The sequence below is a fragment of the Arthrobacter ginsengisoli genome, assembly GCF_031456935.1.
Taxonomy (GTDB): Bacteria; Actinomycetota; Actinomycetes; order Actinomycetales; family Micrococcaceae; genus Arthrobacter; species Arthrobacter ginsengisoli.
Genome location: NZ_JAVDVQ010000021.1, coordinates 1 through 12,130, shown reverse-complemented (window position 1 = coordinate 12,130; position 12,130 = coordinate 1). Strand labels below are relative to the sequence as shown.

Annotated in this window: 15 protein-coding genes and 1 riboswitch; of the genes, 2 read left to right on the top strand and 13 right to left on the bottom strand. The window is 68.6% G+C overall.

Translation table 11 applies throughout. The features are described from left to right. Positions 1–20: 20 nt before the first annotated feature. Positions 21–473 carry a phosphoribosyl-AMP cyclohydrolase gene (gene hisI / locus J2X01_RS17800; protein WP_310060498.1) on the bottom strand — a complete coding sequence of 151 codons (453 nt, stop codon included), beginning with the start codon at positions 471–473 and terminating at the stop codon, positions 21–23. Between the two features lie 154 nt (positions 474–627). On the opposite strand from hisI, the gene J2X01_RS17795 reads away from it, so the two are divergent. Beyond that, the gene (locus J2X01_RS17795; RefSeq protein WP_310060628.1) at positions 628–1,272 is read left to right on the top strand and encodes a TIGR03085 family metal-binding protein; all 645 of its coding nucleotides are present in this window, start codon (positions 628–630) and stop codon (positions 1,270–1,272) included. Between the two features lie 114 nt (positions 1,273–1,386). On the opposite strand, the gene hisF is transcribed toward J2X01_RS17795, so the two are convergent. The 12 genes from hisF to def form a co-directional block, all read right to left on the bottom strand. Continuing rightward, the gene (gene hisF, locus J2X01_RS17790; protein WP_310060496.1) at positions 1,387–2,163 is read right to left on the bottom strand and encodes an imidazole glycerol phosphate synthase subunit HisF; all 777 of its coding nucleotides are present in this window, start codon (positions 2,161–2,163) and stop codon (positions 1,387–1,389) included. 44 nt (positions 2,164–2,207) lie between these two features. After that, positions 2,208–3,050: an ATP phosphoribosyltransferase gene (gene hisG, locus J2X01_RS17785; RefSeq protein ID WP_310060494.1), complete on the bottom strand. Its 843-nt coding sequence runs from the start codon at positions 3,048–3,050 to the stop codon at positions 2,208–2,210. 135 nt (positions 3,051–3,185) lie between these two features. After that, on the bottom strand, positions 3,186–3,449 hold the full coding sequence (locus J2X01_RS17780) for a phosphoribosyl-ATP diphosphatase (protein WP_310060492.1): 264 nt from the start codon (positions 3,447–3,449) through the stop codon (positions 3,186–3,188). A gap of 135 nt (positions 3,450–3,584) precedes the next feature. Beyond that, positions 3,585–4,070 carry a 6,7-dimethyl-8-ribityllumazine synthase gene (gene ribH, locus J2X01_RS17775; RefSeq protein WP_310060488.1) on the bottom strand — a complete coding sequence of 162 codons (486 nt, stop codon included), beginning with the start codon at positions 4,068–4,070 and terminating at the stop codon, positions 3,585–3,587. 100 nt (positions 4,071–4,170) lie between these two features. Next, positions 4,171–4,869, bottom strand: a complete 699-nt coding sequence (gene ribA, locus J2X01_RS17770) for a GTP cyclohydrolase II (RefSeq protein WP_310060485.1) — start codon at positions 4,867–4,869, stop codon at positions 4,171–4,173. A 13-nt stretch (positions 4,870–4,882) separates the two neighbouring features. Further along, a complete protein-coding gene (gene ribB, locus J2X01_RS17765; RefSeq protein WP_310060625.1) occupies positions 4,883–5,560 on the bottom strand; it encodes a 3,4-dihydroxy-2-butanone-4-phosphate synthase in 678 nt (225 codons plus the stop codon). 59 nt (positions 5,561–5,619) lie between these two features. Beyond that, on the bottom strand, positions 5,620–6,276 hold the full coding sequence (locus tag J2X01_RS17760) for a riboflavin synthase (RefSeq protein WP_310060482.1): 657 nt from the start codon (positions 6,274–6,276) through the stop codon (positions 5,620–5,622). Beyond that, a complete protein-coding gene (ribD, locus tag J2X01_RS17755) occupies positions 6,276–7,379 on the bottom strand; it encodes a bifunctional diaminohydroxyphosphoribosylaminopyrimidine deaminase/5-amino-6-(5-phosphoribosylamino)uracil reductase RibD (RefSeq protein ID WP_310060623.1) in 1,104 nt (367 codons plus the stop codon). The genes J2X01_RS17760 and ribD overlap by 1 nt, the downstream gene beginning before the upstream one ends. A 243-nt stretch (positions 7,380–7,622) precedes the next feature. Then, positions 7,623–7,774, bottom strand: a riboswitch (FMN riboswitch). Positions 7,775–7,911: 137 nt separating this feature from the next. Then, a complete protein-coding gene (gene rpe, locus J2X01_RS17750; protein WP_310060479.1) occupies positions 7,912–8,568 on the bottom strand; it encodes a ribulose-phosphate 3-epimerase in 657 nt (218 codons plus the stop codon). 74 nt (positions 8,569–8,642) lie between these two features. Beyond that, the gene (locus J2X01_RS17745; RefSeq protein ID WP_310060476.1) at positions 8,643–10,286 is read right to left on the bottom strand and encodes an RsmB/NOP family class I SAM-dependent RNA methyltransferase; all 1,644 of its coding nucleotides are present in this window, start codon (positions 10,284–10,286) and stop codon (positions 8,643–8,645) included. Further along, complete coding sequence (gene fmt / locus J2X01_RS17740; protein ID WP_310060473.1) at positions 10,283–11,203, bottom strand: methionyl-tRNA formyltransferase; 921 nt, start codon at positions 11,201–11,203, stop codon at positions 10,283–10,285. Before fmt ends, J2X01_RS17745 begins: the two co-directional genes overlap by 4 nt. Next, entirely contained in the window at positions 11,200–11,796 is a 597-nt protein-coding gene (def, locus tag J2X01_RS17735) for a peptide deformylase (RefSeq protein WP_310060470.1), read from the bottom strand. Before def ends, fmt begins: the two co-directional genes overlap by 4 nt. Positions 11,797–11,932: 136 nt before the next feature. Between def and J2X01_RS17730 the strand changes: the two genes are divergently transcribed. Continuing rightward, positions 11,933–12,130: hypothetical protein (locus J2X01_RS17730; protein WP_310060467.1), on the top strand; the 198-nt coding region annotated here is incomplete at its 3' end.

Below are 12,130 nucleotides of genomic sequence, written 5' to 3'. Positions count from 1 at the left end.
AAGCGCCGGCAGTGGCCGGGTCAGCCGGCCTGGCCGGTGACGACGTCGAGTCCGCGGCCATCGAAGCAGGTCCGGGTCCCGGTGTGGCAGGCCGCGCCGACCTGGTCCACGCGGACCAGCAGCGCGTCGCCGTCGCAGTCCATGGCCAGTGACTTGACCCACTGCACGTGGCCGGACGTGTCGCCCTTGCGCCAGTACTCCTGGCGGGAACGGGAGTAGAACGTCACCCGCCCGCTGGTCATGGTCCGGTGCAGGGCCTCATCGTCCATCCAGCCCAGCATGAGCACCTCGTTGGTGTCGAACTGCTGCACAATCGCAGCGACCAGGCCGGCGCTGTCCCGCTTCAGGGCTTCGGCAAGGCCCACCGGCAGCGGGCCTGCCGGCACGGCTGATCCGGGATCGGCGTTTCCGGTGACGGCGTTTCCACTGACAGTATTTCCAGTGAAAGGGGCGGGGGCGGGCTGCTCAGACATCAGATCCAGTGTAGTGCTTCGCGGCGCGGCGCCGCCCAGCAGCCCGGAACCGCGCTTAACATCGGCGTCACCGTGATGTGAATCCGCTCCCGGCGGCCAAACAACGGCGGTTCACGCGCCCACCCGGGGCTGTCTCGTGCTAGTTTCACAAGTGATGTATTTCGTCGATCCATCCCGAGAAGTTCTGGCCGAAACCTTACTGGCGGCCGGTCCTGACTCCCCCACGCTCTGTAAGGGCTGGCTTACCAGGCACCTTGCTGCCCACCTGTACCTGCGCGAGCGCAAAGCCGCCGTCGGACTGGGACTGCTGATCAAACGCCTCTCCAAGGCGTCGGACCAGGCCACCGCCGATCTCGCCGCCAGGCTCACCACGCCGGAGGACTACAACAAGCTGGTCAAATCCTTCCGCGCCGGCCCGGCCGCGTTCTCGCCGCTGAAGATCAAGGCGCTGGACGAGAGCGCCAACCTGATCGAATACTTCGTCCACACCGAGGACGTCCGCCGTGCCGTGGACCGTTGGGCGCCGCGGGCCTTGGACGAGGAGTACTCCGACGCTTTGTGGGATGAACTGGTCAAGCGTGCGGCCATACTTTACCGGGGCGTGGACCTCGGGATCGTGCTGGTCCGCCCCTCCGGGCCGCGCCACGTCGCCAAACGCGCGCCGGTGTCCGTGGCGATCGTCGGCGAGCCGGGCGAACTCCTGATGCACGCCCATGGCCGCACCCGCCACGCGCTCGTGACCTTCGAGGGCCAGCCGGACGCCGTCGCGCTCCTGCAGTCCGCCGAAGTCGGGCTCTAAGCCCCGACTCCCCAAATCCCAACAACGCCCCCTACGAACAACGCGGGGTCACGTAGCGCCCAAATCCCCGCCGGGATGGGCGCTACGTGACCCCGCGTTGCTTTAGGCGGTGGGCTAGCGGACTTCGAAGCCTGCGTCCCGGATCGCGGCCTTGACCTGCGCGATCATGTCCAGCGGTCCGAAGTGGAAGACGGATGCTGCGAGGACCGCGTCAGCGCCGGCCGCCACGGCCGGCGGGAAGTGCTCCGGTTTGCCGGCGCCGCCGGACGCGATCAGGGGAACTTTGACCGCCGCCCGCGCCAGGCGGATCAGTTCCAGGTCGAAGCCGTCCTTGGTGCCGTCGGCGTCGATCGAGTTGAGCAGGATTTCCCCCACGCCGCGGTCGGCCGCTTCCTGGGCCCAGGCGATGGCGTCGATTCCGGTGCCCTGCCGGCCGCCGTGGGTGGTGACCTCGAAGCCGGAGGGGGTGGGCTGCGAACCCGGCCGGGTGCGCCGAGCATCAAGGGACAGTACGAGGACCTGGGACCCGAAGTGCCGGGTGATCTCGTCGATCACGTCGGGACGGGCGACGGCCGCGGTGTTGATGGCTGCCTTGTCCGCTCCGCAGCGCAGGAGCCGGTCCACTTCGGCCACACCGCGGACGCCGCCGCCGACGGTCAGCGGGATGAAGACTTCCTCGGCGGTGCGGCGGACGACGTCGAACGTCGTTTCCCGGTTGCCCGAGGAGGCCGTGACGTCAAGGAAGGTCAGCTCGTCGGCGCCGCCGTTGTCGTAGCGGTGCGCCAGTTCGACGGGGTCCCCGGCGTCGCGGAGTCCTTCGAAGTTGATGCCCTTGACCACACGGCCGGCATCAACGTCCAGGCACGGGATAACGCGGACGGCTACTGCCATGACTTCTCCTGGTATTTGCTCACGGACGGTTCACTGGCGCCGAGTCAGATGCGGCAGGCGTGGATCGTGCTGACCAGGATGGCGCGGGCGCCCAGGTCGTACAGCTCGTCCATGATCCGGTTGGTCTGCTTTTTCGGCACCATCGAGCGGACGGCGACCCAGTCCGAGTCGCGCAGCGGCGACACCGTGGGCGATTCCAGTCCGGGGGTGAGGGCCGCGGCTTCTTCCACGAGTTCCTTGCGGATGTCGTAGTCCATCATCACGTACTGGTGCGCCACGAGGACGCCCTGCAGGCGGCGGATGAGCACCTCGGCGGCCGGGTTCTGCTCGCCCTTGCGGCCGATCAGGACGGCTTCGGAGTGCAGGATGGGCTGGCCGAAAATCTCCATGCCCGCGGCTTTGAGGGTGTTGCCGGTTTCGACGACGTCGGCGATCGCGTCCGCGACGCCGAGGCGCACGGAGGATTCGACGGCGCCGTCGAGGCGGACGACCTTGGCCTTGATGCCGCGCTCGGCCAGGTAGCCGCGGAGCAGTCCGTCGTAGCTGGTGGCCAGGCGCTTGCCGTCGAGCTGCTCGACCGTGGCGAAGTCTCCCACCGGTCCGGCGAAGCGGAAGGTGGAGGCGGCGAATCCCAGCGGGAGCAGTTCCTCGGCTTCGACCTCGGCGTCGAGGAGCAGGTCGCGGCCGGTGATCCCGACGTCGAGCGTGCCCTGGCCGACGTAGACGGCGATGTCGCGGGGGCGGAGGAAGAAGAATTCGATGTCGTTGTCCGGGTCCAGCATGACCAGCTCGCGGGTGTCGCGGCGCTGGCGGTAGCCGGCTTCAGCGAGCATGGCGGAAGCGGCTTCGGACAGGGATCCCTTGTTCGGGACGGCAACTCTCAGCATTGGGGAGGTCTTTCTTGGTGGGGACGAAGTCCGTTCAGAAACAGTCCGTCCAGGTCAGTCGGCTCAGGCACGGCGGGCCACGCTGGGCGCAGGATTCGCAGGACGGGGCCTGGCGGGTTTCCGGCGGGGACGTGGCTAGAGATGCTTGTAGACGTCTTCCAGGCTGAGTCCTTTGGCGAGCATCAGAACCTGCAGGTGATAGAGCAGCTGCGAGATCTCTTCGGCGGCGGCTTCATCGGATTCGTACTCCGCAGCCATCCAGACCTCGGCTGCTTCCTCCACGACTTTCTTGCCGATGCCGTGGACTCCGGAATCCAGTTCGGCGACGGTGCGGGAGCCTTCCGGACGGTCGGCCGCCTTCTCACTCAGTTCTGCGAACAGCGATTCGAAATTCTTCACACCCTCCAGCCTACTTGCTCGCGGGCAGGGGACGCCTGCCGGGCGCTTGCATGACGACCGGGATGTGAGCGATAACACAGACCACACGGTCCGGCCGCGTCCCTTCCGGGACGCGGCCGGCGTGTGCCCGGCGGCCTAGCTGAACTGCTTGAGCGTCACCGCGGTGGCGAGAGCTGCGGTGACGGCCTCGTGGCCCTTGTCCTCGGTGGAGCCCGGGAGCCCGGCCCGGTCGATGCCCTGCTGTTCCGTGTCACAGGTGAGCACACCGAAGCCGACCGGGACCCCGGTGCGCACCGAAACCTCGGTCAGGCCCAGCGTGGCCGCCTCGCAGACATATTCGAAGTGCGGGGTTCCGCCCCGGATCACGACGCCGAGGGCCACCACGGCGTCGAAGTGCGGTGCCAGCCGGGCGGCGGCGACGGGGAGCTCAAAGGTGCCGGGGACACGGAGCACGGTCGGTTCGCTGATGCCGGCGTCCTTCGCCGCGCGCAGGGCGCCGTCCAGCAGCCCGTCCATGATCTGGGTGTGCCAGCTCGCGGCCACGATGGCCAGCTTCAGCCGGGAGGTTTCCTCCGGCTTGAAGGTGCTGAGGTCAATTTGTGGTGCGCCGTGTCCGCTCATCTGGGAATCCTTGTTCTGCTCAGTCGTAGTGTGTCGTGTTGGCGTGTCATGTTGAAGCCGCGGCCGGCCCAGGGGGCCGGCCGACAGTCTTGGGTGTTTGTCAGTCTTGTTCGTGCTCAAAACCGCGCGGACCGGCAACCGGCGCTGCCGGCTCCATGTCCAGGACCAGCCGGTGGTCCATCCGGTCCTTCTTTGTCTGCAGGTAGCGGAGGTTCTGCTCCCGGGAGGGAACCTCAGTTGGCACCATCTCCACAACGCGGACGCCCGCCTGGGCCAGCCGGTCCTGCTTGTCCGGGTTGTTGCTCAGCAGACGGATCTCCTGCAGGCCCATGTCCGCGAGGATCTGGGCCGCCGCCTTGTAGCAGCGGGCATCCACGGGCAGGCCCAGCTGTTCGTTGGCCTCCACGGTGTCGAAGCCGGCTTCCTGCAGGGCGTAGGCCTTCATCTTGTTCGCCAGGCCGATCCCACGGCCCTCCTGGCCGCGCAGGTAGAGCAGTGTCCCGCCGAACTCGTTGATCATCTCCAGGGCGTAGGCCAGCTGCTCACCGCAGTCGCAGCGGTAGGATCCGAAGACGTCGCCGGTGAGGCACTCCGAATGCAGGCGGACCAGCGGCGCCATCCCGTCGACCGGGGGCAGCGGGGAACTGACCGCCAGATGCTCGGCACCGGTGGCCAGATCAGTCCAGGCCTGCGCCAAAAACTCGCCGAAGGCGGTGGGCAGCTGGACGATCGGCCCGGCGCTGACCGGGTGCGGCGGCCGTCCGGCCTCCCGCTGTTCTTGTGCTTCCGACGTCGTCATCGTTTCTCCTCCATCACAAGGGGTCCGTTGCGTGGCCGGCAGCTGGTCCGGCCGCCAGGTAGGCCACAAGGTCCGCAATCGAGATCAGCGGGCAGCCGTGCTCGACGGCGAAACCGCGAAGTCCGTCCAGCCGCATCATTTCTCCGTTGTCGTAAACCACTTCGGCGATCACACCAACGGGCTCGAGTCCGGCCAGCTGGCAGAGTTCCACGGCTGCTTCAGTGTGGCCGGGACGTTCCCGCACTCCCCCCTTAACGGCGCGGAGCGGAAAAACATGCCCGGGACGGGTCAGCGCCGCCGGCTGGCTCCCGGGATCGGCCAGGATCCGGGCCGTCAGGGCCCGGTCCGTGGCGGAGATTCCGGTGCTGACGCCGACCGCGGCGTCGCAGGACACCGTGTAGGCCGTGCCTTTGGCATCCTCGTTGATTTCGACCATCGGCGGCAGCGCGAGGGCGTCGGCCCGGCCCTCGTCGAGCGGCACGCAGATCACGCCGGAGCTGTACCGGATGGTCCAGCCCATCAGGGCGGGTGTGGCGTGCTGCGCGGCGAAGATGATGTCGCCTTCGTTCTCGCGGTCCTCGTTGTCGACCACCAGGACGGGACGCCCGGCGGCGATGGCGCGGACGGCGTCTTCAATCAGATCGAGGCCGGCCGGAGGAATGACCGGCGCGGGTGCAAGCCCGGCGGCCAAGGCGGTGCCGGCGGCGTCGGTGCGAAGGGGCTGCGTGGCAGGGATGTCCTTGACGTTGTTCACGCTGTCGCCCCCTCCGCGCGTACTGCTGCTCCGCCGGCTGCTGTGCCTGAAAATGCGAGCAGGCGCTCAGTGTACTTCGCCAGGACGTCGACTTCGAGGTTGACGTGGCTGCCGATGGCTTTCGCGCCCAGTCCCGTGTCGGCCAGCGTGGTGGGAATCAGCCCCACCTCGAACCACGGCGCCGTTTCAGCGGCCGGGCTCACCGCGGTCACGGTCAGCGAAACGCCGTCGACGGCGATGGACCCCTTCTCCGCAATGTAGCGCGCCAGCCCCGCGGGAACGCCGAAGCGCAGCCGGTCCCAGTTGCCCAGCGCCTCGCGCTCGAGCAGCTGGCCGACGCCGTCGACGTGGCCCTGGACGACATGTCCGTCGAGCCGGCCGCCGGCCGGAACGCAGCGTTCCAGGTTGACCGGGTCCCCGGCCGCGAGTTCGCCAATGGTGCTGCGGGTGAGGGTCTCGCCCATCACGTCGACGCTGAAGTCCCTGCCGTCGATCTCCGTGGCCGTGAGGCAGACGCCGTTGACGGCGATGGAGCCGCCGAGGGCGAGTCCCTCGGTGCTGGCGGGCGCGTGGAGCCGGACGGTGGCGCTGGTGTCGCCGTTGCGTTCAACGGACAACACCTTTCCCTGCTCGGCGATTATTCCGGTGAACATCAGTTGCCTCCTGCGGCGGTGTCCGCGCCTATGCGGAACGGGGTTGAGTCGGATGAATTGCTGATCGCGGCTGCCACTGGTGCCAGTGGGTCCGCTGCCCGGGCGGGGCTCAGATGCAGCCGCAGGTCGCGGCCAAGCGGCTGGACCGCCCCGCCGGAAGCGGGGTCCCATTCCCAGTGCTGGGCGGCGGCCAGGGTGGTGATGCCCAGGTCTTCCAGGGCCGGGGTTCCCGAGCCGAGGAGCGTCGGGGCGAGGTAGACGATGAGTTCGTCCACGAGCCCGGCGGCCAGGAAGGCGCTGAGGATGCGGGAGCCGCCTTCGACCATGAGATGCCGGACTCCGGCGGTAAAGAGCCGGTCCAGTGCTTCCCGCGGGTCCCGGGTAGGCACGTGGAGGACCTTGCCGTCGTCGCCGTTGATCGCGGCTCCTTCCGGTATCCCCCGGTAGCCCATCACCACGCGCAGGGGCTGCCGGCCGACCGGTTCCCCGTCGGCGCCGCGCGCGGTCAGGCGCGGGTTGTCCACCAGGACGGTCTGGGTTCCGACCAGGATCGCGTCGATCCGGCCGCGCAGGGCGTGGTTGTCGGCGAGCGACTCCGGGCTGGAGATCCACTGGCTGGTCCCGTCGCTGGCGGCGATGCGGCTGTCGAGCGTCTGCGCGATATGGAGCGTGACGAAGGGCCGCTTGGCCGCTACGGCGTCGAACCAGCGCCGGTTCAGCTCCAGCGCGGCCTGTGCGCCGAGTCCGGACCGGACACGGACTCCTGCGGCGCGCAGGGTTGCCGCGCCGCCGGCGGCGGGGTCGTGCGGATCATCGATCGCGTAGACAACGTCCGATATGCCGGCCTCGATGATCGCTTGGGCGCAGGGACCTGTGCGTCCGCAGTGGTTGCACGGCTCCAGTGTGACCACCATGGTGGTGCCGCTGAGTTCGTGGCCGGCGTCGCTTGCCTGCTGGATCGCGTCGGCTTCCGCGTGGGCAGTCCCCGCGCCACGGTGGTAGCCCGTAACCAGCGGGGTTCCGTCGGCGGTGATCACAACGGCGCCAACCAGCGGGTTAGCGCCCCGGGGCCCTTGCAGGGCTGCTGCCATGGCGGCATCCATGGCGGCGACCTCGGCGGCACTGAAACCAGCCAAGGCCAGGGCCGCGGCGTCGTCCGTTGCCTTGTGGATGAAGTGTTGGGGGCTCATCAACCGGTCACCAGGCTTTCAAAAACCGTGGTGTCGGCGAAGAGCCATCGCAGAGAATGCATGTGTTTGTCGTTCCTTCCCTCAAAAGCCGCGATGGCTCCGGGGGTATACGACAGCGAACTTCCGCGGCGCCAGTGGGGCGCCGCAGTAACAGCTGTACGTGCTTCTCTCATCCAGACTTTAACTGTCGGTACCGGAATTTCACCGGTTCAACCGTCTGCCGGCACACCTCCCAAGGGAAAGCGCCGGCTCGCGGGTCGCGGACTGTAACCGCCGGTTCGGACTTACACCGACCCCGGAGCACGTATGTGTCTTGCTATTCTGGCACAACCGCCGGGTAGCTTCGGGTATTCCCGCCGGCGCGTGTTACGCAGTGCGTCATTTTCGGCGCCGGCCAGATCCCCGGCACCGCACGCGTCACAGCGCGCCCCGGCCCGGTGCGTGACTAACGGCGCCCGGAGGCGCGGAGCCGCTCGATCGCCCCGGCCGGATCCTCGGCACCGTAGACGGCCGAGCCGGCCACGAAGACGTTGGCGCCGGCGTCCGCGGCCCGCCAGATCGTGTCTTCGGTGATTCCGCCGTCGACCTGCAGTGCCACGTCCAGACCGGACGCGTCGATCGCGGCGCGGGCCCGGCGGATCTTGGGCAGCGTGAGGTCGAGGAATTCCTGGCCGCCAAAACCCGGTTCCACGGTCATGATCAGCAGCATGTCGATTTCACTGAGCATGTCCAGGAAGGGTTCCACCCCGCTGCCCGGACGAAGCGCCAGACCTGCCTTGGCGCCGCGGGCCCGCAGTTCGCGCGCAAGTTTGATCGGTGCAATCGATGCCTCGGCGTGGAACGTCACCGAAGCGACCCCCGCGTCGGCGTAGGCCGGAGCCCAGCGGTCCGCGTGCTCAATCATGAGGTGGGCATCCAACGGCACCGGGCTGATCTCCTGCAGTCGCGAAACCACCGGCAACCCCAACGAGAGGTTGGGAACAAAGTGGTTGTCCATGACATCGACGTGTACCGCATCGGCGTTGCTGATCCTGTGCAGTTCGGCCTCGAGGTTCGCGAAGTCGGCGGAGAGAATGCTCGGGTTGATACAGCACTTGGCCATGTGGAATTCCTTGTCGTTCTGCTGAGATGTCCTGTGTGAAGGCACGGGTTACTGGCCCCAGTATCCCCTGTTGATCAGGCCTTTTTGCGGATGAGTGCCAGGAACATGGCGTCCGTCCGGTGCACATGCGGCCAGAGCTGGGCGGTGCGCTCGTGTCCGGCGTCGAGGTGCCCGGTGAGGCTGACCCGGTCCAGCGCCGCACCGGCGTCGAGCAGTTCAAGATCGTCGCGGTTGCGCAGCACATCACTCACGACGGCGGTCGTCTCCGCCGGGTGCGGCGAACACGTCACGTAGGCCACCACGCCCCCGGGTTTGACGGCCGCCAGCGCTGACTTCAGCAGCTCGCGCTGCAGCGGGCCGAGGTCCGTCAGGTCCTTGGGGGTCCGGCGCCAGCGTGACTCCGGGCGGCGGCGCAGGGCGCCGAGTCCGGTGCAGGGCGCATCGACGAGCACACGGTCGAAGCTTTCAGGCATTTCGGTGCCGACCTCGCGGCCGTCGCCGGTCCGCACATGCCAGACCTCGTGCGGAACAGCAGCGAGAGCCTGCCGGACGAGTTTGGCGCGGTGCGGTGCGGGTTCGTTGGCCAGCAGCGTAGCACCCTGCTCCCGGGCGAGCGCGCCGAGCAGGGCTGCCTTTCCGCCGGGACCGGCGCACATGTCCAGCCAGCGTTCAGCCGGTTTTTCCCGTTCCTGGCCGGGGCGGCTGTCGCCGTCAGTCTCCTGAACGCCACTCCCCTCCGTGCCCGGCACCTTCACGCCGGTGTCAAGGGCGACGGCGGCCATGGCGCGGGCCACGAGCTGCGATCCGACGTCCTGGACCCGGGTGGTGCCTTCGCGGACGGAGGCGAGCCGGCCGAGGTCTCCGCCGCTGGAGAGTGCGGAGCCTTCGACGAGTTCGCCGGGCGTGGCACCGCCTTCGAGGGCCTCGTCGAGGCTGCCAAGCCCTGGCAGGGCCACGAGGTTGACCACCGGTGCGGCGTTGTCCGCCTCGAGGAGGTCACTGATTTCGCTGACCGGGCGCCCATGGGCAACCAGGGACTGCCGGAGCGCCCGGACAATCCACTCCGGGTGGGCGTAGCGGATGGCGGCTTTTTTGGTTTCGTCCGTCTCGTCGCTGAGCAGGAGGTCCAGCCACTCCTCAAGTGTGTGCGCCGAAACCTTGCGCAGCACGGCGTTGATCAGCGCCGACGGCCCGGCGCCAATGACGGCGCGGGCCAGGCCCACGGTCTGGTCCAGCGCGGCATGGGCGGGGACGCGCATGGCCAGCAGCTGGTGGGCCCCGATCCGGAGGGCGTCCAGGATGGCGGGGTCCAGCTGGTCCAGCGGCCGGTCCACGCAACGGGCCAGGATCGCGTCGTAAGTGCCCTGGCCGCGCAGCGCCCCGTAGCTTAGCTCCGTGGCGAAGCCGGCATCACGCTTGTCGAGGCCATGGTGCCGGATGCGGGCGGGCAGGACAAGGTTGGCATAGGCGTCCTCGGCGGCAACGGCACGCAACACTTCGAAGGCCACGAGCCGGGCGGGATCCGCACGGCGGGTGCGCTGCGACGGCGCGTTCTCGGTGAAGCCGCGCTGGGGTCCGCGGTTGCGTTCCCGGCCCTGCGCGTTCCGCTGGCTGCCGTCCCGTCCCCTGCCGGCCTGGCCGGCGCCGCCCTGGCCACCCGATCCGCCGCGCCGGGGGCCGTTTCCACGGCCGCTTCCGCTTGTCCCGGACTCGCTCATTCGAATACCACGCTTTCCAGTGTTGCTTGTCCGCGCGCCCAATCAGCGGCGGTCATCATTTTCTTCCCCGATGGCTGGATCCGGGTGAGCTCCACCGGGTGGGAACCGGTTCCCACCAGCACACTCTTGCCCGCCAGGGCCAGCTGTCCCGGTTTCAGCGCCGCCTCCCCGGGCCGCATGACCACCGGCTCCAGCTTGATCCGCTGACCGTCGAGGGTGGTCCAGGCGCCAGGCTCAGGCGTGACCCCGCGGGCCCGCCGTCCGATCGCCAGCGCGGGCTGCTGCCAGTCGAGCCGGCCGTCTTCGAGGCTGAGTTTGGGGGCCAGGCTGACCTCGCCGTGCTGCGGCACCGCGGCGGCCCGGCCGGCGTCGAGCGCAGACAGCGTCTGGGTCAGCAGCACAGCACCGCTGTGGGACAGCCGCTCGAGCAGGGCCCCGGCGGTGTCGTCAGGCCGGACCGATTCGGTCAGGGTGCCGAACACCGGGCCGGTGTCCAGCCCTTCCTCCAGCAGGAACGTGACCGCCCCGGTGACATCGTCGCCGGCGATCAGGGACCGCTGCACGGGGGCCGCGCCGCGCCAGGCCGGCAGCAGGGAGAAATGCAGGTTGATCCAGCCATGCCGGGGAACGTCCAGGGCGGCCCTCGGGATGAGCCCGCCGTAGGCCACGATGGCGGCGACGTCGGGGGCGGCAGCCGCTATCTGCCCGGTCACCGCGGCGTCGACCTTAGAAGCGTGGATGATCCTGATGCCCAGTTCCGCGGCACGGACGGCTACCGGCGATGGCGTCAGCACTCGTTTTCGCCCGAGCGGCGCGTCCGGGCGGGTGAGGACGGCAACGACGTCGAATCCTGCCGCGACGAGCGCGTCGAGTGACGGCACGGCCACGGCCGGAGTCCCCGCGAAGAGTACCCTCACTGGGTGTTACCGAAGGCGCCGAAGCTTCCGGAACCCGTGGTGCCGGCACCGAAGCTGGTGCCGACCGTCCTGGCGCGCTTCGCCGTCGTCTGCTCGGCGATGGAGTCGTAGTTGGCGTTCCGGATGGCTCGCAGCGCGGCCTTGCGGTCGTCGCCTTCGAGCCGGTCGGTGAAAAGGACGCCGTCGAGATGGTCGGTCTCGTGCTGGAAAGCCCGCGCCAGCATGCCTTCGCCCTCGACCGCAACGGGGTGGCCGTGCAGGTTGACGCCGGTGACGCGGGTGTGCCGGTAGCGGCGGACCGGGAAGCCGAGACCGGGGATGGAGAGGCAACCCTCCATCTCGTCGGGCTGGAAGTCATCGCTGTTTTCGAGAACAGGATTGATGATGTGCCCCTCGACGCCGCGGATGCGGTAGGTGAACACGCGCTTGCTGACGCCGATCTGGGGCGCCGCCAGGCCTGCGCCGTCCACGTCCTCCATGGTTTCGGTCATGTCGGCAACAAGCTTCGCCAGCTCAGGCCCGAATTCCGTCACGGGATCGGCAACTGTGCGCAGCACAGGATCCCCGATGATGCGGATATTCAATACGGCCATGTGCAATCTGTCCTAACAGTGGGCGAGCAAGGGATCCAGTCCAGTTTAGTTGCACTCCGTCCTGCCCCCGGACGGCTCCGGTGATTCGGTTCGCGGACCTCCGAAATGTGTCGGACCCCTCTGAGAGACTGTGTTCATGGAAATCTTCAGGGGTTTCATTCCTTTCCAGGACGCGGGCCGGGGCGCAGAAACCGGAGTCGGGGCCGGAGCCGGCGTCGGCTACGCTGCCGGGGCCGGTCCGTCCGGGGTGGAGGGGGCTCTGGCGTTGCTGCGGGAAGCGGGCGTGACCGCGGTCGGGGACGCGGCGTTGTTGGGGTTCGAGGCGGCCGCGGAT